The organism is Lentimicrobium sp. S6 (genome assembly GCF_013166635.1).
In the GTDB taxonomy this organism is placed as follows: Bacteria; Bacteroidota; Bacteroidia; order Bacteroidales; family UBA12170; genus UBA12170.
In genome coordinates, this window is sequence record NZ_JABKBZ010000003.1 from 158,022 (window position 1) to 182,623 (window position 24,602).

General features: G+C 34.7%; 18 protein-coding genes. 14 read left to right on the forward strand and 4 right to left on the reverse strand.

What is annotated here, in order from left to right:
* The first annotated feature begins 70 nt into the window (after positions 1-70).
* Positions 71-2,260 (forward strand): patatin-like phospholipase family protein, encoded by a 2,190-nt coding sequence (locus HNS40_RS02515; protein ID WP_172277168.1) that lies wholly within the window; start codon positions 71-73, stop codon positions 2,258-2,260.
* Positions 2,261-2,379: 119 nt separating this feature from the next.
* Here HNS40_RS02515 and HNS40_RS02520 read toward each other — a convergent pair whose 3' ends face one another.
* Positions 2,380-2,661, reverse strand: coding sequence for a hypothetical protein (locus HNS40_RS02520; RefSeq protein ID WP_172277171.1), 282 nt, complete (start codon positions 2,659-2,661; stop codon positions 2,380-2,382).
* 204 nt (positions 2,662-2,865) lie between these two features.
* On the opposite strand from HNS40_RS02520, the gene HNS40_RS02525 reads away from it, so the two are divergent.
* The 4 genes from HNS40_RS02525 (at position 2,866) to HNS40_RS02540 (ending at position 6,855) form a co-directional block, all read left to right on the forward strand.
* Positions 2,866-4,155: a sensor histidine kinase KdpD gene (locus HNS40_RS02525; protein WP_172277174.1), complete on the forward strand. Its 1,290-nt coding sequence runs from the start codon at positions 2,866-2,868 to the stop codon at positions 4,153-4,155.
* A gap of 5 nt (positions 4,156-4,160) precedes the next feature.
* Positions 4,161-4,862 carry a response regulator transcription factor gene (locus HNS40_RS02530; RefSeq protein ID WP_172277177.1) on the forward strand — a complete coding sequence of 234 codons (702 nt, stop codon included), beginning with the start codon at positions 4,161-4,163 and terminating at the stop codon, positions 4,860-4,862.
* Between the two features lies 1 nt (position 4,863).
* The gene (locus tag HNS40_RS02535; protein WP_172277180.1) at positions 4,864-5,250 is read left to right on the forward strand and encodes a DUF302 domain-containing protein; all 387 of its coding nucleotides are present in this window, start codon (positions 4,864-4,866) and stop codon (positions 5,248-5,250) included.
* 63 nt (positions 5,251-5,313) lie between these two features.
* Complete coding sequence (locus HNS40_RS02540; protein WP_172277183.1) at positions 5,314-6,855, forward strand: OstA-like protein; 1,542 nt, start codon at positions 5,314-5,316, stop codon at positions 6,853-6,855.
* Positions 6,856-6,886: 31 nt separating this feature from the next.
* Here HNS40_RS02540 and HNS40_RS02545 read toward each other — a convergent pair whose 3' ends face one another.
* Positions 6,887-7,834: an MlaD family protein gene (locus tag HNS40_RS02545; protein ID WP_172277186.1), complete on the reverse strand. Its 948-nt coding sequence runs from the start codon at positions 7,832-7,834 to the stop codon at positions 6,887-6,889.
* Positions 7,835-7,917: 83 nt separating this feature from the next.
* A complete protein-coding gene (locus HNS40_RS02550; RefSeq protein ID WP_172277189.1) occupies positions 7,918-9,204 on the reverse strand; it encodes an N-acetylmuramoyl-L-alanine amidase in 1,287 nt (428 codons plus the stop codon).
* A gap of 135 nt (positions 9,205-9,339) precedes the next feature.
* Between HNS40_RS02550 and HNS40_RS02555 the strand changes: the two genes are divergently transcribed.
* The 3 genes from HNS40_RS02555 (at position 9,340) to HNS40_RS02565 (ending at position 14,612) form a co-directional block, all read left to right on the forward strand.
* Positions 9,340-11,973 (forward strand): putative LPS assembly protein LptD, encoded by a 2,634-nt coding sequence (locus HNS40_RS02555; RefSeq protein WP_172277192.1) that lies wholly within the window; start codon positions 9,340-9,342, stop codon positions 11,971-11,973.
* 90 nt (positions 11,974-12,063) lie between these two features.
* Positions 12,064-12,441, forward strand: a complete 378-nt coding sequence (locus HNS40_RS02560; RefSeq protein WP_172277195.1) for a RidA family protein — start codon at positions 12,064-12,066, stop codon at positions 12,439-12,441.
* Between the two features lie 8 nt (positions 12,442-12,449).
* Complete coding sequence (locus HNS40_RS02565) at positions 12,450-14,612, forward strand: S46 family peptidase (RefSeq protein ID WP_172277198.1); 2,163 nt, start codon at positions 12,450-12,452, stop codon at positions 14,610-14,612.
* A 72-nt stretch (positions 14,613-14,684) separates the two neighbouring features.
* Here HNS40_RS02565 and HNS40_RS02570 read toward each other — a convergent pair whose 3' ends face one another.
* The gene (locus HNS40_RS02570) at positions 14,685-15,569 is read right to left on the reverse strand and encodes a YitT family protein (protein WP_172277201.1); all 885 of its coding nucleotides are present in this window, start codon (positions 15,567-15,569) and stop codon (positions 14,685-14,687) included.
* Between the two features lie 479 nt (positions 15,570-16,048).
* On the opposite strand from HNS40_RS02570, the gene HNS40_RS02575 reads away from it, so the two are divergent.
* The 6 genes from HNS40_RS02575 (at position 16,049) to recG (ending at position 24,258) form a co-directional block, all read left to right on the forward strand.
* Positions 16,049-16,972 carry a type IX secretion system membrane protein PorP/SprF gene (locus tag HNS40_RS02575; protein WP_172277204.1) on the forward strand — a complete coding sequence of 308 codons (924 nt, stop codon included), beginning with the start codon at positions 16,049-16,051 and terminating at the stop codon, positions 16,970-16,972.
* Between the two features lie 58 nt (positions 16,973-17,030).
* On the forward strand, positions 17,031-18,440 hold the full coding sequence (locus HNS40_RS02580) for an SUMF1/EgtB/PvdO family nonheme iron enzyme (RefSeq protein WP_216664150.1): 1,410 nt from the start codon (positions 17,031-17,033) through the stop codon (positions 18,438-18,440).
* Between the two features lie 49 nt (positions 18,441-18,489).
* On the forward strand, positions 18,490-19,554 hold the full coding sequence (gene gldL, locus HNS40_RS02585; RefSeq protein ID WP_172277207.1) for a gliding motility protein GldL: 1,065 nt from the start codon (positions 18,490-18,492) through the stop codon (positions 19,552-19,554).
* Positions 19,555-19,580: 26 nt separating this feature from the next.
* Positions 19,581-21,191, forward strand: coding sequence for a gliding motility protein GldM (gldM, locus tag HNS40_RS02590; protein WP_172277210.1), 1,611 nt, complete (start codon positions 19,581-19,583; stop codon positions 21,189-21,191).
* 7 nt (positions 21,192-21,198) lie between these two features.
* Positions 21,199-22,077, forward strand: coding sequence for a gliding motility protein GldN (gene gldN / locus HNS40_RS02595; RefSeq protein ID WP_172277213.1), 879 nt, complete (start codon positions 21,199-21,201; stop codon positions 22,075-22,077).
* 72 nt (positions 22,078-22,149) lie between these two features.
* Positions 22,150-24,258: an ATP-dependent DNA helicase RecG gene (gene recG / locus HNS40_RS02600; RefSeq protein ID WP_172277216.1), complete on the forward strand. Its 2,109-nt coding sequence runs from the start codon at positions 22,150-22,152 to the stop codon at positions 24,256-24,258.
* Positions 24,259-24,602: the final 344 nt, after the last annotated feature.

Here is a 24,602-nt window from a genome sequence, read left to right on the forward strand (position 1 = left end):
ATGGAGCAATTTTTTGTTTAGTTCTCAAATCATTATATTGTGTTTTTTGAAAAGAACAATACTGCTTTTGATGCTAATATTGTTTTCATTAAATTTAATTGCAGAACCTGTAAAACTCGATACAACTCGTAAAACGAGGCCAAAAGTAGGTCTTGTGCTCAGTGGAGGGGGAGCTAAGGGGTTTGCACATATTGGTGCGTTAAAGGTGATTAGAGATGCTGGAATCGAAGTGGATTATGTAGCTGGAACGAGTATGGGTAGTATCGTAGGTGGATTATATGCCATTGGTTATAGCCCCGAATTTATTGAGAATTTAGTTAGAAGTCAGAATTGGACTGATCTTCTTTTAGATAAAATAAGTAGAAGGCAATTAAGTCTTGATGAGAAAAATTATAATGAACAGCAATTTATTAGTTTTCCTGTCACAAAAGAAAAGATAAGTCTTCCATTTGGAATAAAATATGGTCAGAATATATCATTATTGTTATCCACTCTAACAACTCCAGTATACCAACATCATAGTTTTAAAGATTTTCAAACTCCATTTTTGTGTATTGGAACAGCCATTGCAAATGGAGAGTCGGTGATAATTGAAGATGGGAGTTTGGCAGAAGCTATGAGAGCAAGTATGGCTATTCCAACAGTATTTACCCCTGTTGTGGTTAAAGGGAAGCTTGTGGTTGATGGAGGTTTGGTAAATAATTTTCCTGCAAAGGAATTAGCTGAGCGAGGATGCGATATTATTATTGGAGTGGATGTGCAGAGCCATATCGATTATAAAGTGGAGGATCTGAATACAATTACTTCAATACTTGATAGAAGTGCAGGGTTTTATCGAAAAGCATTGAACGATACAGCCATGAAATATGTAGATTACTATATTCAACCTGATATTACAGGATATGGAGTAGGCTCATTTGCTGATTATGATAGTATCATGCTGCGTGGAGAAAGGGCTGGTCTGAAGAATAAGTCACGGTTGGATAGTTTAGCATCATATCTTAAAAAGTTTCCCGATTATGAATTAAAGATAAGAGACCTTCAGCCCATCTCGCACTTTGTTTTAGATTCTGTTGTTGTAGTTGGAAACGAGATTGTTTCTACCCAAACCTTAAAAAAGCTTTTTAATGAGAAAAAGGGGGATGTGGTAGAAATTGAAGATTTGGAGGGGGCGATAGAGCAGGTTTATGGAAGTTTGTTTTTCAAAACGGCAAAGTACAGTTTGATTCCAGGCAAACAAGGTGCAATCCTAAAGATAGAAGTGGAGGAAGATGAGTTAGGGAGTATTGGTTTGGGTCTTCATTACGATTCTGATTATAAGGCAGGTATATTGGTCACCAGTCGGTTTAGGAATTTGCTTTTCAAAAATACACTTCTTGAAACTACTCTTGGCTTAAGTGAGAATCCTCATTTAGGTTTGAAATATTATCAGAATAGAAGTTTGTTACCTAGTTTCGGATTTGCTACCAAATGGTTTAGCTTTTCTTTTATCGATTATTTAAATGGTAAAGATAAAGTGGGTGAATATCAGATGTCAAATTTATTGGTGGAATTGTATTTACAGTCAATAAGTCGAAGAAATGTATCATTAGGTGGTGGGGTGCAAATGGAAGTTTCCAGTTTGCGAAATAATATTGGAATTGATTTTGGTGTGAATAATTCACAGTTTTCACAGTCTTTCTTCAATTTCTTTGCATTTTTAAAAGTAGACAGATGGGATCATAGCTTCTTTCCTACTAGAGGGGGTAAAGTTGATGTGAATGCAGTTTTTATTACGGAATTTTTACAAGGTGGAAATTTAAATTTTGGTGAGAAAGCTACCATATTGTCTGGAACCTATGATAAGGCCATTCCACTTAGTTCAAAATGGACTTTTCGTCCTAGAGTGAGCCTAGGTTTGACTTTTGGAACAGGAATCTATGTTAGTCATATGTTTATGTTAGGTGGTCAAGGGGCTCATTATTTACCAGGCATGACTTCTTTTAGTGGGTTAAATGTGTTTCAATTGTATGGGACTCAGATGCTAGCAGGTAGGTTACGCTTGCAGTATAATATTCATAAACGCCACTATTTAATGGCTACGGTGGACGTCGGAAATACTACTTTCATTAAATCAGATTTGTTTTATGTAGATAATAGCGCTATCGGATATGGTTTGACCTGGGGATATGACAGTGTGATTGGTCCAGTAGAATTATCAGTAATGGGTTCTAATTATAGAACTATTTCAGGATTCTTAAATATTGGATTCTGGTTTTAATGAGATGTTATTATATAAAGAAACCCCCATCTCTAACGATCAGGGGGCAAAACTAAATGAAAAGTAAATTGATTTTATAAAAAAGCAATCCTTAGATTGCCCTTAATATAAAGCTTCAATTATTTTTTTTCTGGTTTAGCAGCTTTTTCTTTTGTGGCTTTGCCATCAGAACAGCAGCTTTTCTTCTTTAATACATCGTTACTTTTACAGTCGCTTTTAGCTTTCTTGTCGCAACCTTCTTTCTTAGCATCTTTAGTTGTTGAAGTGGCTTTTTTCTTACCATCTTGAATCATCTCAACCATGTTGGCGTTTTGATCTGTACTATTTGTTGTACCTGCAATAGCAAGTGAACTTCCACCAATAAAAGCTGCAAGAGCTAAACTTAAAATTAATTTTTTCATGTTCTTTGAGTTTAATTATTTTTTTATGTCAACAAATGTATGTCTGACTTCCATTGACTCGTGTTAATCCCCTGTTAACTTCTGTTAAGGAGCTGTTAATTAAACAACAATAGGCCTTTCTTTTCGATTTTCCTAAGACATTGCCTAGAATATTTGTAATTTTGTTAAATTCTAAATATTAATCTTCAGTTCATTTATGTTTTTATGAAGAAAAGCACAGGAATTCTAATTATTATTTTGTCGGGTCTATCTATTTTTGGCGTTGTTATAACTCAGTTTATTTGGATTGATAATGCAATCAATTTAAAAAAGGAACAGTTTGTAGACCAAGTACAGGTTACATTAAAAACGGTTGTAAATAACCTGTATACCATTCAAAATACTTATGAGAATGTTAATATGTTTAACCCAAGCTGTAATCACATTCTTGATGATGCAAAACATCATGTAGAGTATCCAGTTTTGGATAGTATATTGGCTGCAGAATTAGCTAGTATTCGTATTAAAAAGAATTATTATTACGCTGTTTATAGAGAAGAACAAAATCATAGAAGCTTATCAGGAGGTCATATTGGTGACTATGGGGATGAATTATTATCAAGTTCATACTGCGTTTCGTTGTCGTGTTTATATAATCATCGAGAAACTTATTATTTGTCAATATATTTCCCTAATCAAGGTCATATCATATTTGAACAAATGATTACAGGAATTCTTATTTCTGCAATTTTCGTTTTAATTATTGGCTTTAGTTTTATCTATATTATCTATGTGTCTTTCCGGCAGAAAAGAATTTCACTTATTAAAAATGACTTTGTTAATAACATGACTCACGAGTTTAAAACTCCTATAGCTACGGTTTCGTTAACTTCAGAAATGCTTTTACGTGATGAAATACTTAGTGATCTTCCGAAAGCAAGAAGATACGCTAAGGTGATTTATGATGAAAATCAAAGACTTAAACATCAGGTGGAACAGGTGTTACAGATTGCGGTGATTGATAAAGGTGAATTGAAGATTAGAAAAAAAGATGTAGATACCCACAAGGTGCTCAATGACTTGATTAATAAAATGGAGATTTCCGTTTCAAGTAAAGGAGGAGTTATAAAAACTTATTTTGCTGCCAACTATCCCAAGATATGGGCTGATAAAATGCATTTTGTTAATGTAATTAGTAATTTGCTTGATAATGCAATAAAATATACCCCAAGTACACCTGTTATCATTATTCGAACTAGAAATAATAAAAAAGGTCTTATTATCAGCATAGAAGACAATGGGATTGGAATAAAATCGGAGGACCAAAAAGATATTTTTAAACAATTTCACCGTGTTCATACAGGGAATATTCATGACGTAAAAGGTTTTGGATTAGGACTTTATTATGTGAGTCTGATTACCGATGCTCATGGAGGAAATATTAAATTGACCAGTGAATGGGGAAAAGGCAGTATATTTGAAGTGTTTTTCCCTTTTAACATAGAAGTAAAATAGTAATTATGGAAGATAAAACAAGAATCCTTTTAGTGGAAGATGATGCCAACCTAAGTATGGTCCTTAAAGATTATTTGGAAATGTTGGGATACGAAACCGTATTGCGTAACGACGGTGAAGAAGGCCTCGAAGCGTTTAAAGAAAATGAATTTAGCCTGTGTATTTTAGATGTAATGATGCCAAAGAAAGATGGTTTCAGATTGGCAAAAGACATTAGGGCAATAAATGCTGATATTCCTCTTATTTTCCTCACCGCAAAGTCGCTGAAAGAAGATAGGATTGCTGGGTTTAAAGCGGGATGTGACGATTATATTACAAAGCCATTTAGTACCGAAGAATTAAGTCTTCGTATTGGTGCCATCCTCAAGAGAAGCGAAATTCAATACCGTCAGAAGAAGATTCCAGATATTTTTGAATTGGGTACTATTCAATTCGATCATAAGAATATGATTCTTATTCATGGAGGTAAGGATTATTCTTTAACAAGAAAAGAAGCGGCCCTTCTTAAATTATTGGCTGAAAATAAAAACCAATTGGTTGAAAGAGAATATGCGCTTGAAAAGATTTGGGGTTCTAGTGATTATTTCATTGGTAGAAGTATGGATGTGTTTATTGCCAAGCTTCGTAAGATGTTGAAAATTGATCCGAATATTTCCATTACCAATGTTCACGGAACAGGGTTTAAGTTAGAGGTAAGCGATAATTAATATGGAATATTCTATTGGAAGAAAGTTGGATTGCGATTTCGATACCGCAGTTCAGCGCTTAACTGACTCCCTACAAAATGAAGGTTTTGGTATATTAACGGAAATTGATCTTGATCAGGTTTTTAAAAATAAACTTGGAAAAGATTTTCGCAGATATAAGGTTATTGGAGCTTGTAATCCTCAATATGCCTACGATGCCATCACTAAAGAGGAGGATCTAGGATTAATACTTCCTTGCAAACTCGCTGTGCAATTTGTTTCAGAAACAGAAACTAGAATTGTAGCCATAGAGAGTAAAGTCTTGTTCGACTTCATTGGAAATCCTGCTTTAAATTGTGTTCGCGATGATATTAGAACAAAAATGGAATTGGCTATTAAATTTGCTTAAAATATTCTTGATTTCTAATCTAAGTGCTAACTTTGCGCTTTATGTTTTTGCTATAAATTTCTAATGAAACTAAAACTATATTTTCTTGTATTTCTTACTATTTATGCAATATCCTTGATGGCGCAAGTTAGCAAATCCCCAGAGGAGGTTAAACAGATAAATCTTCTCCATGCTGATGTAGGTCGTTTCGATAATGTGTCAGGACAAAGTGCCCAAAAACTAATTGGAAAAGTTAGAGCAGAACACGAGGGCTCCCTTTTCTTTTGCGATAGTGCATACCTCTACGATAATAATAGTATCGATGCTTTTGGTCAAGTTCATATTATTGTGAATGATACTCTTGACATGTATGGTGATCAGCTGTTTTATGATGGTAATATCAAAGTGGCTGAGTTTTATAATAATGTTCGATTAGTTGACAAGAAAGCCACATTATACACAGATGAGCTAATCTATGATAGGAATTCAGGTATAGGGAGGTATTTTGTTTGGGGAAGAATCGAAGATTCTACCAATGTTTTAACCAGTAAAAAAGGATATTATTATAATCAAATAGAAACTGTTTACTTCAAGGATAGTGTGGTGGTAATAAACCCTGATTTTGTGATGAAGTCAGACACCTTGAAATATGAAACCAATACAGAGCGTGTATATTTTATGGGTCCTAGTACTATTGTAGGGGATAGTTCCTATATGTATGCAGAGAGTGGGTTTTATGATACTCAAAATCAAGAAGCTCGCTTAAGTGAGAATGCTTTTGTTCAAAATAAGACCAATACCATTAGTGGCGATAGTATCTTTTATAGCAAAGAAAGAGGCCTTTCTAAGGTCTTTAGAAATGTGGTGATGACCGATACAGCCAATGACGTTTTGGTGACTGGAGAATTTGGAGTTTATAATAAAGCTAAGTTTTTTGCTTTTATGGTAGATAGCGCACAAGCTATTTTTGTTGATAATGGGGATTCCTCCTTTCTGCATGCCGATACCTTGATGATTCGTTTCGATAGCATTGAAAAGCCAGAGTTTTTATTTGCATACAATCACATGAAATTCTTTTCTAAAGATATGCAAGGTATGGCTGATAGTTTGGTTTATTTTTTTAATGATTCTACCTTGCAATTTCACTCTAACCCATTCCTCTGGTTTGAAGACAATCAAATTAGCTGCCAAAGAATAGATTTAATCTCGAAAAACGGCGAATTAGATTCTGCTTCTTTCCAATCCGATGTGTTTTTGGTGAGCCAGGATACTGTTGAACCACGATTTTATAATCAGGTGAGCGGGAAAAATATGCATGCTTGGTTTAGAGAGGGAGATATGAGAAAAATCCTGATGCTTGGAAAATCAGAAACACTCTATTTTATGTGGGAAGAAGATGGAACTCCAGTAGGTATGAACAAAATAGAATCGAAAGACATGTTGATTTTTCTAAAAGATCAGCAATTAGAAACCATTACCTATATCGATAAGCCAACAGCAACCTTAACTCCAACTCAATTCGTTAAAGCTTCACAAGAAAAATTGAGAGGATTCATTTGGAAAGACGATTATCGACCAAGAAAAAGGGCAGATATCTTCAGAAAAGAAGGTGAAATAGAAGAATAAGTTGAAAAAAAGTAAATCGAGAAGATAGAGTTTAGAATAAACTAAATTTCACATATCTTCCAGGATTTGCTTTAATATCTTCTAATAATAAATTCAAATCTCTTGCTGATTTTTCCATTTCAATATAAAGTGTGTCATTATTCATTAAGGCACCCATAGAGCCTTCTCCATTATTAATCTTATTCATAACCATAGAGAAATCAGCTAAGGATTTATTGGCATACCTTAATGTGGAAGCCATATCAGCCGCCGCCAAGCTATCACTAATCTCATGGAAATTGGTAAGAATAGCCGTTAAATGCTCATTATTATCCCTTAAATTACTTGTAATGGACTCAGCATTGTCTAAAATCCTCTTTATACTACTAGTTTCCTGACTTAATAAAGAATCTAAGTTTCCTGTAACTGATTCCACATTGACTAGGGATTTCTCTAGATGACCCAAGCTGCTTTTAATATTCTCAGAGGTTTCGCTGTTAAGTATGGTTTGTAAGTTTCCAATAATTTCATCTACCGAAGATAGAAGCTCTTCTGCTTTATGCTTTAATGGCCCAATAGTTTGTTCCATTTGTTCTTGTAAAGTGCTTTCTATACTGGTTTTCATGGTGTCGCCATCCATCAATAAATGAGGAGTGTCTCCAATGTGTAAACTAATGGCCTTAGTGCCCATTAGGTCAGTGCTTATAATTTTTGCTATGGTATTGGAGGGTAGTGGAAAGTCTTGGGTCAGCTGTAACTCTACCATGATTCGTCCGCTATTATCAGGCTCAAAATATAGGGTTTTTACATTTCCAGCTCTAAGACCATTAATAAAAACAGGGTCTGATTTAGATAGTCCGCTTACATCGTAGTACCTGGCATAGAAGGTTCTCTCTTTAATAAAAACATCTTTTCCCTTCAGGAAATTATAACCCCAGTATAATAATCCTGCAGCTACTATAAATATAATTCCAATTTTTGTCTCTCTATTGATCTTCATCTTAGAATTTTTTTCAAATATCTGAATAATTTGCCGAAGCTAAGTGTTAATTTGTCTTATTTCCTGAAAACAGAAGCCGAAAATCACTCTCTATTCTTAGCTCTAGCTTCTTTAATGCTGATTCTTACGCCATTTAAAAAAGCCACTAAAAAAGCATCATTAAAACCGGCTTTGCGCACTTTTGCCTGTAATACTAAGGCTTCCTCATAATTATCAGACTCCCCAGAAGTGTATCTATACATTCCTTTATGTGGATAAGATGAGATGGTGGGTAGGCTAGAATATTTTCCACCTTCTAATTTTTTTTGCGTAGAGAGGCTTAAGAATTGAACCTTATAAATAACCTTTTCTGAAGCAATAACTGGTTTCTCTTCTTCAATAGGCTTAGCCTCCGTTTTTGTTTTTTCCTCCTCAATTAGAGTTGGTACAATAACATTTTCCTCTGGCTTGATAGTTGTCATTTCATTTTTCTTTTCGTCATCAGAAGGAGAAGAGGTGATATCATGATTTTTGTGTTTCGCCTTATCTTTTTCTATGGCATCATGACTTTTTTTATAATCACTGACAGCCACAGCAATAGCATCACTTAATTTCTTCTGTCCATTTGTGCTATTTAAAAACTTTTCATCATTGGTATTACTTAAAAATCCAAGCTCCAAAAGCACACCAGGCATTGTAGTTTTATATAATACCCAAAATCCAGCTTGTTTTACTCCTCTGTCTTTTAGAGGGGTTTTGTTGGTAAATTGATATTGCATTTTTGTAGCTAAGTCTAGATTGTGAGAACTAAAACTATTTTGAAAAAAGTTAAAAATTATATGACTTTCTTCAGAGGTTGGATCAAAACCATCATAATTAGTTTCGTAATCATCCTCAAAAAGTATGGCCGCATTTTCAGCTTTTGCTACGTTTAAATTGGCTTCGCTTTTATGTAATCCCATCACGTAAGTTTCGCTGCCATGTGGTTGTGATGATTTGTTGGAATTACAATGGATAGAGATGAATAGATCAGCATTTGATTTATTTGCGATTTCTGCTCTTTCCTTTAAGGGAATAAAAACATCAGTTTTTCTGGTGTATATAATTTCAACTTCTGGATGTTTTTGTTTAATTAATTGGCCAGTTTTTAGTGCAATCGAAAGCACTACATCTTTTTCACGGCTGTATTTTCCGGAAGCTCCGGGGTCTTTTCCTCCATGACCGGCGTCAATTACGATTTTGTTTAAGGTGTTTTGAGCGGTTATTTTTTCGTGTGGAAGAAAAATGAATAATATCAATAAGAAAAAAAGGATGTTTTGGGTAAAATATCGGGTTTTAGTGTTAACCAAAGTTAAAAACACTAAGCTATTTGATTTTGTGTTTGTAGTCATACTTGTTTTATGGCAAATTTATTTAGTTTTGGCTTTAAAATTATTGAATAAGACTATTTGTCTAATAACATCATATACAAATTGTTAACGAATTTATCAACAGGAAATTGCTTTCGCTTTCTGTCAACAGTTCTATTGTTTAGCCTCATACTCAATGTAAGTGGGCAAAATAATAGCACGGTTGATGCAGGAAAAGACAGCCTGTTAAATCCCATATTGGTGGATTCTTCTTCAATTTTGATGCCAGATTCAATAAAAATTGTTGATTCGTTGCTCATAAAAATGGATACAATTGCTAATGATTCTGTAGCGATGGATTCAATTCCCCCCATGCAATCCTCCACTTTGGATGCGCAAGTAGATTATCAGGCCAAAGATTCCCTTCGTTTTGATTTAAGAACTCGAAAGGTCTTTTTGTATAAAGAAGATAACATCACTTATGGTAGTATTAATCTGCAAGGTGATTATATGGAAATAGATTTTACTAAAAATGAGATTTATTCACGAGGAATGGAAGACAGTACTGGAAAAGTGATGGGGGAGCCTATCTTTAAAGAATCTGATGATGAATTTGCTAGTGTGGAGATGAAATATAATTTCGATACTAAAAAAGGATTAATATCTGGAGTTTCCACAGAAGAAAGTGGTGGATTTTTACATGGTGAGAAAATTAAGAAAATGCCAGATAATACTGCTTATATACAGGGAGGTAGGTTTACCACTTGTGATCTCGACCATCCACATTATGCCTTCCGTTTTCGTAAATCGAAAGTAATACCTGGTGATAAAATTATCACAGGTCCAGCTTATTTTGAGATTGCTGATGTGCCGACTCCTCTGCTGGTTCCTTTTGGGTTATTTCCTAACCAAAGTGGAAAACAAAGCGGTATCATTATACCTTCTTATGGAGAATCTGCTTCACAGGGTTTTTATTTTAGGGATGGGGGATATTATTGGGCGGTAAGCGATTATATGGACCTAGAATTTTTAGGAAGTATTTATACAAGAGGTTCGTGGGCTCTTAATACCAAAGCTTCTTATAAGAAAAGATATAGGTATACAGGTAATCTAAATTTAAAATATGCCATAAATATTGTGGGAAGCGAAGGTTCTCCAGATTATAATAAAAGTAATGACTTTGCCATTCAATGGAGTCACTCCCAAGACCCTAAATCCAGACCGAAAAGTAAATTTTCAGCCAATGTGAATATGCGTTCAAGTTCTTATAATCAATATGAGCTTAGCAATACCTATGAAGATAAAGTATCTAGTACTTTTCAGTCAAGTGTAAACTATTCTACTCGTTTTGGCGAGAATTGGAACTTTAATGCCAACTTGTCGCATAGTCAGAATACTCAAACAAAAATAGTAACCATGACCTTGCCGCAAATCTCATTGAGCGGAACTCGTTTTTATCCTTTTAGAAAAAAAGACAAGGCAGGTGCATTAAAATGGTACGATAATATTTACTTGACTTATACCATGGATGCTAAGAATACAGTGTCTGTTGCCGATTCTATGATGTTTGCCCCAGGTTGGGAACAGTATTTTAATAATGGGATGCAGCACAAAATCCCTATCAGTAGTAGTGTTAAGATTTTGAAGTATTTAAACTGGACCAATTCTATTAATTTAACATCAAGGTGGTATTCACAGCATATTGATAGGTATTGGATCGACGCTACTAATATTGATAATGATACTCTAGGTTCAATGGGACAAGATACAATTAGTGGATTTATTACGGCCAATGATTTTAGCTTGAGTTCCAATGTATCTACAAAGTTATATGGGATGTATTCTTTTGGGAAGAATTCACCAGTAAAAGCCATTAGGCATGTGGTAACTCCAACTGTAGGTTTCTCTTATCGCCCTGATTTTAGTGAATCTCAATATGGTTATTATGATTCTTATATTAATGCCTACACAGAGGAGGTTGTGGAGTATTCTCTATTTGCTAACGGAATTTATGGCAGTCCAGGAAGTGGCAAAAGTGGGAATCTTAACTTTTCATTAGCCAATAATATTGAAATGAAAGTTAGAGATAGAAATGATACGGTGACTGGAGATCGCAAAATCGTTTTGATTGATAACCTAACTTTTACAACTTCCTATAATATGGCCGTAGATTCTTTAAATTGGCAACCATTGAGGATTAGTGGTAGGACTAAATTATTTAAGAATATCGATATCAGATATAATAGTCTTTGGGATCCATATATTCTTGACTCAGCAGGAACCAAGAATTTGAACCAAACAGAGTGGAGTGTGAATCGTAGGCTTTATAGAATGGAGAATATGAGTTGGTCCACGGGTTTAAACTTGACATTAAATAATAATACCCTAAAAGATGGGTTGTTTAAAAAAGAAGACAAACCAAAGTCAATAGATAAAAAGAAGGAAGAAACCAAGTCAGGAACTATACCTTGGTCTATAAATTTATCTTATAATTTAAGTTATAATATGAGGCATGATTATCTTAATTATGAATTAATCAGAGATAATGATGTCACCCAAACTTTGGGATTTACAGCGAATCTGCAACTCACTCCAAATTGGAAGATGAATTTTCGATCGGGTTATGATTTCAAAAACGAAAAATTGACTACTACCATGATTGATATTGTTAGAGACCTCCATTGCTGGGAAATGCGTTTCAACTGGACCCCATTCGGAACTTGGAAAAGTTGGAACTTCAGTATCAATATTAAATCTTCCATGTTTAAGGACCTAAAAGTGGAGAAGAAAAAGAGTCACCTCGATTATTAAGTTCTCATAAGTCCTAATTCTTGGTGAAATTATAAATTCAGTCTATCTTTGGGCTGATTTTTTAATGTTACACAATTAAATACACTTCAAATGAAAAAAGTTATATTTACCGAGAAGGCACCCAAAGCCATCGGTCCTTACAGTCAGGCCATTGAAAAAAATGGACAATTATTTGTTTCTGGTCAAGTTCCGGTTGATCCAACAACTTCAAAGGTTGTAGATGGAGGAATTACTGAACAAACTGAGCAAGTAATGAAGAATATCGAGTCCATATTGCAATCTGCGGGTTATTCCTTTGCCGATGTGGTAAAATCTACATGTTTGCTTTCTGATATGTCAAACTTTGCTGCAATGAATGAAGTTTATGGTAAATATTATGCGGAGAATCCCCCAGCTCGTGCTGCTTTTGCTGTAAAAGAATTACCATTAGGTGTTTTAGTAGAAATTGAAACTTTAGCTATTAAATAGTATCAAATATGAAAAGAATTAGTATCATTTTTCTTCTGTTTCTCACTGTTTTTACCTCGCAACTTTCTGCAAAAGAAGGCATGTGGATTCCTTTATTTCTTGGAGAATTGAACGAGGCACAGATGAAAGAAATGGGTATGAATATTACGGCAGAAGATATTTATAGTATAAATAATGCCAGCTTAAAAGATGCCATCGTGATTTTTGGTAGAGGATGCACAGGTGAATTGATCAGTGATCAAGGATTACTTTTAACCAATCACCATTGTGGTTATGGACAAATCCAATCTCATAGTAGTATTGAGCATGATTATTTAACCGATGGTTTTTGGGCCATGGATAAAGGTGAGGAGTTAGTTAACCCTGGCCTGACTGCTACTTTTCTTGTGGAAATGAGAGAAGTAACTGAGGAGGTTTTAAAAGGAATAGATGAGCAGTTGGACGAGAAAAAACGAGATGAATTAGTAAAGGACAATATCAAGAAGCTAAAAGAAGCCAATGCTATGGATAATGGCATTGATATTGTCATTAAACCATTCTTCTCTGGAAACAGATATTTCATGTTCTTCTACGAAGTTTATAAGGACATTCGATTGGTTGGTGCACCTCCAAGCAATATTGGCAAGTTCGGTGGTGATACAGATAACTGGATGTGGCCGCGTCATACTGGTGACTTTAGCCTTTTCAGAATTTATGCTGATGAGAACAATCGTCCAGCTAAATATGCTAAAGATAATGTTCCATACAATCCAAAGAAACATTTAAAGATTTCCCTGCAAGGTGTTGAAAAAGGAGACTTCACTTTCGTTTATGGATATCCCGGAACTACTAGAGAATATTTGGTTTCAGATGCAGTGAAATTAATTACCGAAGAAGAAAATCCGATCAAGATAAAAATGCGTACCATTCGCTTAGATATCATGAAAGCGGCACAAAACTTAGATCCAAAAGTTAGAATTCAATATGCAGGTAAAGTGGCCTCGTTGGCTAATGGCTGGAAAAAATGGCAAGGTGAAAATAAAGGTATTAAAAGAATGAATGCCATTGAAAACAAGTTTATTAAAGAAAATGAGATGATAAAGTGGATGGATGAAAATCCTGAAATGAAAGCCAAGTATTCTGATGTTATACCTGAATATAGGAAACTATATGCAGAACTTAGCCCATGGACGAAGCAATATCAGTATTATCGTGAAGCGGGGATGGGTATAGAATTAGTTTCGTTTGCTTCTAGATTTCAAAATATCATAGAGGAATTGGAAAAAGAGGAGCTTGATGAAACTAAAATCGAGGAGATGGCAGTAAAGTTGGACAAGAGTATTGCAAGTTTCTTCAAAAACTATTATCAGCCTATTGATGAAGCTATTGCTGTGCGTTTGTTGGATGAGTATTATGTAGGAGTAGATACTGAAGACCTTCCAGATTATTTTACTTTTATTGAGAAGAAATATAAAAATGATTTTAAAAAGTATGTTTCTTACTTATTTGAAAAGTCTATCTTTACCCAACAAGATGATTTAACCAGTCTTTTGGCTAAGCATGATAAGAAGTTTCTGAAAACCATAAAAAAAGATCCTGCCTTTCAATTTTCTCAAAGTTTAACAAATAAAAGTGAAGAGATTAAGGAGGCTTCAGAAGATTTAACAAGTGGTTTACAAGGCTTGGATAGAGCGTATATGCAAATGCAGATGGATTATCAACCCACAGAGGTTTTCTATCCTGATGCAAATTTCACTATGCGTATTGCTTATGGTCAGGTGGATGGGTACTTTCCTAGAGATGGAGTCTATTATGAGCACTTTACCACCTTAGATGGAATCATGCAAAAAGAAAATCCAGATATTTACGACTATGTGGTGGAAGATCAATTGAAAAAGCTTTATCAAGAGAAGGATTTTGGAGCTTATGCCAATAAAGAAGGTCAGATGAATGTGTGTTTTGCAGCTTCTAATCATACTACTGGAGGTAACTCAGGCAGTCCAGTGTTTAATGCCGATGGCCATTTAATCGGAATAAATTTTGATAGAAACTGGGAAGGAACCATGAGCGATATCGTTTATGATCCTGACCAATGTAGAAATATTACATTAGATATTAGATATTGTCTATTTATCATAGATAAGTTTGCTGGTGCTGGCCATTTGGTTGAAGAAATGTCTTTGATTAAATAAAGCTGATGATGCCATAAAAACAAAGGGCTACGAAATTTCGTAGCCCTTTGTTTTTATATTCGAATAGTATTATTAATCGTCATTAAGAGATTTAAAACCATCTCCCATGATTTCATTTGCATCAGAAACCATAATGAAAGCTTTGTTATCAATACTTCCGATGAAATGTTTTAATAGCACCAATTCTCTTCTAGTAACCACAGTCATGATGATTTTTTTCTCAGCACCTTGATACATGCCTGTGCCATTTAAATAAGTTCCTCCACGTCTCATATCATTAATAATCTTATCTCTTATTAATTCATGCTTTTCAGAAATAATCATCACCGATTTTTCGTAGCCAACTCCTTCTACCATGGCATCAATAATTTTACCAGTTAGGAAGATAACCAGCCAACTTAAAAGAGGGATCATCCAGTCTCCAAAGGCAACTAATCCTCCCAATACAATAACTGAATCAATAATAATTAATGCTTGACCAACGGGTAGTTTGGTATACTTAGAGACTATCATTGCAATAATATCTGTACCGCCACTTGTAGCTTTGGCTTTAAATACCATCCCTAGGCCAACTCCAATCAAGGCACCACCATAAATTGAAGAAAGGAGAGGAGCGTTGTCCACTAAAGCCTCATAACCCCAAAGATTCTCCAGTAGGGTGATCCAAAGTGAAGTACTTACAAACCCAACTACAGTTTTAATGCCGAAGCGTGGTCCTAGTATTTTAATACCAATTAAGGTGAGTGGAATGTCTAATGCTAATCCGACCATCCCTATGGGTAATCCAAGCATGTGGTGTAGAATGATGGCTACCCCATAAACGCCTCCAGGAGCCATTTTATAAGGGCTTATAAAGAATACAAAGCCAGCAGACATAATAAATGTTCCTAGTAAAATTAGGCTGTAGACTTTGAACCAGTCTAGACTAAAAAGCTTTTCTTTTGTTACAAATGACATAGTTGTGATACTTAAAAAACGGTGGCAAAAGTAATATATTATCAATACCTAAAGCCACTTATACTAAAATTAATTTCATTGCGTTATAGGTTCAGTATTCTACGGCTAAGTATGTAACTGTAGTCACTAAAAATCAAATCATTAATGCAATCAAAAAAGACCACGATAAAATGATGGATATGGACAGTTTAGGATTTATTTAGTCGATTTGTTTTAAGTGAAACGATTCAGATTTAATAAGATATTTTTTTTCTTGAAACTTTATAATTGAAACTGAGTATAATAGCATGAATCAGACTGTTGAAATCATTATTGAAATGTCTTATTTGTTTGTTTTAATTTTTAGAAAAAACTTTATACTTTTACGGCCTTGTTTTGCAAGTTTGTAGGGATGAGAAATGAAAACTGAGAAAAGCTTTAAATAAACGATATTACACAAGTATTTAAAGGCCATAATCAGAAAACCAAAACAAATGAATATGTTTAAAAAAGCCTTAGCTTTTTTTATTATAATATTAGTAATAGTTAATGATTCGGTGGCCCAGCAGGAGCAAACATTCACTCAGTATATGTTTGTCCCTTCGGTTTATAATCCAGGTTTTACGGGCAGTAGAAATGCCATTTGCGCCACTGGAATTATGAAACAACAGTGGGTAGGCCTCGAAGGAGCCCCAACTGTGTATGCCGTTAGCTTGGAGTCCCCGGTGAAAATGCTAAAAGGAGGTTTGGGTGGTGTTATTTCATCAGATCAGATTGGAGGATTTAGTACCACAAAAGTTAAACTAAACTATGCGTACCATCGTAAAGTTGGTAATGCTTTGTTGGGAATAGGAGTTGGGATAGGTTTGGCTAATAAGAAAGTCGATTTTTCTTACTTCAATGTGCAAGGAGAAGATCCTTTACTAACCTCTACCGAAGAAGAATCGGGAATGATCTTTGACATAGATGCTGGATTGTATTATCAAAAATCCGATAAATGGTATTTAGGCTTATCTTCTACACAGATAAATCAAGGAACCATGGAGGTGGCAGGAGGTAAAACACAACTAAAAAGAAGGTATTATTTTACTGGCGGTTATAATTTGAAGTTTGTAAGAATGCCGAAAATTGAAGTAAGACCTTCTGTGTTTTTAGCATACACTCAAAATTCACCAATCCTATTAAATGTCGGTGTGATCGGCGAGTACAATAAATCCTTTTGGGGAGGCGTTGTTTATAAGCATCAAGAAGGAGTTGCTCTAATGGCAGGAGTGAATTATAAGAATATTAAAGTTGGATATGCATACGATATAAATATGAATGCTCTAAAAAACGGAGGGTCGCATGAAATCAGGCTTGGATATTGTTTTAAATTAGAGATTGAGAAACCTAATAGAAGTTATAAAAATACTAGATTTTTATAGCATAATTGAATATTTTATTATAGATTTGCTATGTTTTCTGGTAATAATATTGAGATCAATGACAGGAGTTAATATGAAAAAACTGTTTTTTTATTTACTGATTGCGGTTATTGCTACAAGCTGTAGTAATAGTGGTAATGGTGAATTAATAGGTGTACAGGATCGCCCTGCCTTTTATCAGGCAGCTCCTTATGGTATGGTTTTCATACCATTAGGTAGCTTTACGATGGGTGCAAGTGATCAAGATGTACCCTACGCTCATGTTCACGAGCCCAAGACTGTTTCTACTCAGTCCTTTTATATGGACGAAACTGAAATTACTAACAATGAGTACCGACAGTTTGTAAATTGGGTGCGAGATTCAATAGCTCGTGGCTATTTAGGTCAAATAAATGAGGAAGAATTTTTAATCACCGAGAATGAAGAAACCGGTGAGTTATATGATCCTCCATTTTTAAACTGGGAAACCGAGATAGATTGGAAAAGTGAAGATGAGGAAGTTAGAGATGCATTAGAAGTTATGTACCTTCCTACTCACGAAAGGTTTTATCGTAAAAAGCAAATTGATTCTCGTAAATTGATTTATCAATACTACTGGATTGATCTTCATGCTGCGGCTAAAAAGGAGTATTCCAGAGATACTCGGGGTTATGTAGTTTCCGATGGTGATTATCCTTCCGATAGAGGAGGTTTTGCAAATAGGCCAGAAGGTTACGAAGACAGAAGTATTTATATTAGAACAGAAAATATCAATATTTATCCTGATACACTATGTTGGATTCATGATTTTACCTATAGTTATAATGATCCAATGGCTAAAAATTATTTTTGGCATCCAACTTATGATAATTATCCTGTTGTTGGTGTAAACTGGAAACAAGCAAAAGCTTTTAGTTATTGGAGAACAGATTTGATGAACAGGTGGTTACATCAGAAAGGTGAAGTGGCTGTGAACGAATTCAGACTCCCTACTGAGGTTGAATGGGAATGGGGAGCCCGTGGTGGATGGGAAATGAATCCATATCCTTGGGGAGGCCCATATTTAAGAAACGATAAAGGATGTTTCTTAGCTAACTTTAAACCAGGTAGAGGAAATTATGTGGCGGATGGTGGTATTCAAACTGTAATTGTTGCCCATTATCCTGCTAATGATTGGGGCTTGTATGATATGTCAGGTAATGTATCAGAATGGACATTGAGTGCTTATGATGAATCCTCTTTCAATTTTAGTTGGGATATGAACCCTAACTATGAATATAACGCAAGTGAAGATGAAGCTCCTCAAATGAAGAAAAAAGTAGTTAGAGGAGGATCTTGGAAGGATATTGGATATTTTTTACAAGTAACTGCCCGACAATATGAATATCAGGATACAGCAAAAGCTTATGTTGGTTTCAGATGTATGCAAACTTACCTTGGAAGAATGGAGAATGATAATCCTAAGAATTCTTCAGAGATTTATAAATAATTATTTTTTCACTATATTAAATTCTATAATACGCTAAATTAATTGAGTTATGAGTATACAGGAAATTGTTAAGAGTCGTGGTTTTAAAAACTTTATGGCTAAATTATATGGAATTGGTGCTTCTATTGTAATTGTTGGAGCACTTTTTAAAATTACACATATACCAGGAGCCGATATAATGCTTGGTGTTGGACTTATTACAGAAGCGGTTATTTTCTTTTTCTCAGCATTTGAACCCCCGCATGTAGAGCCAGATTGGAGTTTAGTATATCCAGAGTTAGCTGGTATGTATCATGGCGTTGAAGATTTAGGTGATGATCTTCCAGAGTTTATGGAAGACGAGTTAGAAGATGAGGAAGATTTATCTGTTAGTCAGCAATTAGATCAGATGCTTAGTGAGGCCAATATAGGGCCTGAATTGATAGGCAGTTTGGGGGCAGGATTAAGAAACCTTAATGATACCGCTTCCAATATGAATAAATTTACAGATGCGGCCGAAGCTAATACAGAGTTTGTGGAAAATGTTAAAGGTGCTTCGAGCTCGGTTACTAAACTGTCAAGTACTTATGAGAAGGCAAGTGAAGCATTAGCTTCTGATATTGAGTCAACAGAAGCTTATCATAATAATATAAAATCTGCCAGTAATGCTGCTGCCAGTTTATCTGAATCTTATTCTAATGCTGCAGAAGCTATGCAAAATGATGTAAGTGCAACAGGTGTGTTTAATAAAAGTGTTAGAGATGCTGCTGAGAATGCTAGTGCATTAGCAAATGAATATAATAAATCAATTGAAACACTTCGTCAATCTTCTGAAGCATTAAACTTTAGTGGCATTGATGGTGGTAATTATAACGACGAACTTAAAAAGATTTCATCTAACTTAGGTGCTTTAAATGCGGTATACGAATTGCAATTACAAAGTAGTAATGAGCAAGTAGAAGCATCTGCTAAGATTCAAGAGTCTATGAATGAATTCTTAAATAAATTGAATACATCAATTAGTACTACTCAGCAATATGAGGATGGTGTAGCCATTTTAGCTAAGAATGTAGAATCATTGAATCAGGTTTATGGTAATATGTTATCAGCTATGAATGTAGCTCCTAAAGCATAAGTGAAAATCTTTTAAATTAAAAACTAATGGCTGGATTTAAAGAAACGCCACGGCAGAAGATGATCGGAATGATGTACTTGGTGCTAACTGCATTGTTAGCGCTGAATGTATCAAAAGAGATCTTGGATGCCTTTATTATCGTAAATGATAGTGTAGAAAAGACTAGTGAGAATTTCTCTGCTAAGATTGCTGCTCTACATGAGGATTTCAGTATGCAATATCAAATGAATCAAGATAAAGTAGGTCCTTTTTATACAAAGTCTGAAGAGGCTAAAAATTATAGTCAAGATCTGATTAATTATATTGATTCTGTAAAATTCGTAGTAATTGCTAGAGTTGAACGCATTCCTTTTGACACTGCTAGAATTATGAAGCTAGCTGATATTAAAGCAAAAGATAATTATAATGATCCTACTTCTTATTTAGTAGGTGGGGAGGGTATGAAAAATGGTGAAGGTTATGCCATGATGAATAAAATCAATGAGTATAAGGTTCGAATGTTGGAATTAATTCCTGAAGAAGAAAGAGAAATGCTTAATATTGGTTTAGAAACGGGTGGGAATTACCGTAGTACAAGTAAGCAAAGTCTAGATTGGGTACAGTATAATTTTTATCACACTATATTAGCTGCTGATGTTACCATTTTTAATAAGATAGTAAATGAAATTCGTAATGCCGAATATGACGTTGTAAGTCATTTATATCAAGGTATAGATAAAGAGGATTTTAAATTTAGTGATATTAAAGCCAAGGTTTTGCCTCAGTCTAGATATATTTTTAAAGGTGAAACATTCGATGCTGAAGTATTTCTAGCTGCTGTAGATGAGAATTCTGAGCCAGAAATGTATTATCAAATGGGTGCTGTAGATTGGGATGATTCTTTTATTAATAGTGCGACTCATTTAACTGGAGATAGTGGATTTGTTAGATTATCTATTAATACCTCAAATTTAGAAACCAGAGAGTATACATTCGCAGGGCAAATTGGTGTAAAGAGCCCGACAGGACAGATTGATTTTAAACCTTTTAAATCAAGCTTTATTGTAGCAGAGCCTTCTGCCAACGTAGCTGCTACTAAAATGAATGTATTTTACCGCGGAGTAGATAATCCTATTAGACTCTCTGCAGCAGGAGTGCCAGCATCTCAGTTAAAATATGATATCTTTGGAGACGGGCTTATAGCTAATACTGCTGATGGTCTAATTGTTAAGAATTTAAAAAAACGAACAGTTCAAAGTGTAACTATAAAAGTCTATAGCGAGATTGGTAACCAACGTAAGGAATTAGGAGAGCAAGTTTTTAGAGTGAAAGATTTACCACCTCCAAATATCAATGTTCGAAATATGGATAAAGGTGTTGTGGCTCGTCAGAGTTTGCTGGCTAATCCTTATCTATTGTGTGAATTACCTGAATACGTAAACTTTGAGTATAAATATCAAGTGACAAGGTTTACCTTGAGTATTGTGAAGAATGGTGATAACTTTGATAAACAAGCAAGTTCGCCTTACCTAACTGAAGACATGAAGAGCTATATTCAAACTGCACGAAAGAATACTATGTTGGTGTTTTCAAACATTGAAGTTCAAGGTCCAATAGAAAAAATGTCAGTTCCAAACTTTGCTGTCAAATTAAATTAAAAAAACTATGAGAAGAGTATTTCAAATTATATTATTAGTTGGTATTTCCTTGTTTATTGGAAGTAGTGCCTATGCTCAAGTTATTGGTGGAAGTAGTCAATCTTCTTCAGTTTCGACTCCACGTGATGATATATTTGATCATATACATACCGAGTTTAAAAAGCCAATTCCATATAGTCCCTTAAGACAAGCGGATGTTATTTATAGTAAAAGAGTTTGGCAGATAATTGATTTTAGAGAAAAAATCAATCAACCTTTTTATTATCCTATTAAGGATCATTTACAATGGAAAAGTTTTATAACTGTTGTTTTAGATGCTGTTAGATCTGGTGAGTTAACTGCTTACGATGCAGAGGTTGATGATGAATTTACGACGCCTATGTCTATTTCTAAAGTACAGGAAATGATTGATGGTGTGGCTGTTCAAGTAGAGCAAAGAGATTTGGATGGTAATATCATTGGTACTACAACTGCATATGAAGATCAATTTTCAAAGTCGGAAGTGAAAAAAATACGATTGAAGGAAGTATGGTATTTTGATAAGCAAAGATCACAATTACAGGTTAGGATTTTGGGTTTATGTCCAGTGTGGGAGTATTATACAAAAGATAATCAGTTTAAAAGAAAACCTATGTTTTGGATTTATTTTCCAGAGGCAAGATCTGTCTTGGCTAGAGCAGAAGTCTTTAATCGTAAAAACGGAGCAGAAAGAAGAACCTATGATGATATCTTCTGGAAGAGAATGTTCTCGTCTTATGTTTATAAGGAAGAGAATGTTTACGATAGACAAATTAATCAGTATGCAAGTGGTATGGATGCACTCTTAGAGTCAGAACGTATAAAGAATGATGTTTTTGAAATAGAACAACATATGTGGGAGTATTAAGCTCTTTTAAAAATATTATTAAAACCCGGCTTCTGCTGGGTTTTTTTTATGTCAAAATTTTATCTTTGTAAAATGTCAGGTAGATTTTTAGATTCGCCAATAAAATATTTAAAAGGTGTTGGACCCGCTCGTGAAAAAATATTAAAACAGGAGCTTGGTCTCAATAACTTTGAGGATGTCTTGTATTATTTCCCTTTTCGCTATATTGACAGATCAAAATTCTATAAAATATCTGAAATACGAGAGAATATGCCTTATGTTCAGCTAAAAGGGAAGATAAGTGAGATGCAGACCATCGGTCAAGGACATAATGCCCGTTTAACTGCTATTTTTACAGATGATACTGGTATCTTGGAGCTTATTTGGTTTAGAGGAATCAAGTGGGTTAAAGAAAGTATTAATGCTGGTAAAGAGTATATTGTTTTTGGAAAACCAGCATTATTTAATCGAAAGTTTAATATTCCTCATCCTGAAGTAGAAGAGCTGAGTGTTGTAAAAGCCAGTCTTGTGCAGGTTCAACTCCAACCTTTTTATAACGTTACTGAAAAGTTGCGGAAAGCTAATGTAGATTCTAAAGGTATTGCGAAAATTCTAAAAGGTTTAATGGAGCTCATTCCTAATAATATAACTGAAAACCTTTCTAACGAATTATTAGACAAATATAAACTAGTAAGCCGAGAGGATGCATTGCGATTTATTCATTTTCCCTCAAATGTCAAACATATTCAAGTAGCTCAAAAAAGATTAAAATTTGAGGAGCTTTTTTTTATTCAGCTTCACCTGATTAAATCTAAGTTAATTAGAGCGCATAAAAATAAAGGTGTAGCTTTTTCCAAAGTTGGAGACTCCTTTAATGTGTTCTACAAAGAGCATTTGCCATTTGAATTAACTGGTGCCCAGAAGAAAGTTTTGAGAGAAATACGGCAAGATACAGGCTCAGGAAAACAAATGAATCGTTTATTACAAGGTGATGTAGGCTCCGGCAAAACTTTAGTAGCGCTTATGTGTATGTTATTGGCTAATGATAATGGATTTCAATCTTGTATTATGGCGCCAACTGAAATATTAGCCAATCAACATTTCGAAGGAATTTCGGAGTTTTTGGGTGAGATGAATATCAAAATTGGCCTATTAACTGGTTCAACGAAAAAGAAAGATCGTAAAGTTCTCCATGAATCTTTATTAAATGGTGAATTAAAAATATTGATAGGTACTCATGCCTTGATAGAAGATACAGTACAGTTTAATAATTTAGGATTAGTGGTTATCGATGAGCAGCATAGGTTTGGCGTTGCGCAAAGAGCTAAACTCTGGCAAAAAAGTCTCATCCCACCTCATGTACTCGTTATGACTGCCACCCCAATTCCTCGTACTTTGGCTATGACGCTTTATGGTGATTTAGACTATTCTGTTATTGATGAGCTTCCTCCGGGTCGTAAGAGTATTAAAACCTATCATTATTATGATAAGGATCGATATAAAGTGTTTGGCTTCATCAAGAAGCAAATTGACTTGGGTAGACAAGTCTATATTGTATACCCTTTAATTGAGGAGTCTGAAACCATGGATTTAAAAGATTTAACTGATGGTTTTGAAAGTATAAAACGTACTTTTCCTAATCCCCAATATCAGGTGAGCATTGTTCATGGAAGAATGAAAGCTGCAGATAAAGATTTTGAGATGCAAAGATTTGCCAAAGGGGAAACGCAAATCATGGTGGCCACTACGGTAATAGAAGTTGGTGTGAATGTTCCAAATTCCACAGTAATGATTATTGAAAACGCAGAACGATTTGGCTTGTCTCAACTGCATCAGTTACGTGGACGAGTTGGACGGGGAGGAGATCAAAGTTACTGTATTTTGATGACTAGTTATAAAATGACTGCAGAAGGGAAAACTCGCATGAAAACTATGGTAGAGACAACAGATGGTTTTAAGATAGCCGATGTAGATTTAAAACTGAGAGGACCAGGTGATATGCAAGGCACGCAACAAAGTGGCGTATTAGACTTAAAAATAGCAGATTTAATAAAAGATGAAGCTATTTTAAAAGCTGCAAGAAAAGAAGCTATTGCCATATTGGAGGACTCCGAGGTTTATAATGCTCCGGGAAATGCACCTATCATTAGAGAATTGGGTAGAAGAGAGCATAAGTCTACTAATTGGTCCGACATCAGCTAGCTTAAAAAGGCTCATGTTAATTTTTATGGGGAGAATCAGAATAAAGAGTTCGGATTTAAGAATAGCAAATATGAATTGATGTTTTGCTTCACATTGAAATTATAGCCTTTTTTATATCGTATTTCAAAGGAATTAAATCTATCCAATGGTAGATTTTGACACCTTTTTCCAGAAAAAAATACTGGATCATACTTTTTTGTGGAAAAAAGTAAGCAACAAGCCATCCCAAACAATAGCCTTCCCGCCTCTTCTAGAATATTGATTTTTCTAGCAAAGTAGAAAACTAATGACCTTTTGACTGTACATGTTTATCAGAACCAAAGCAGTCGGTTCTATTTCCATCA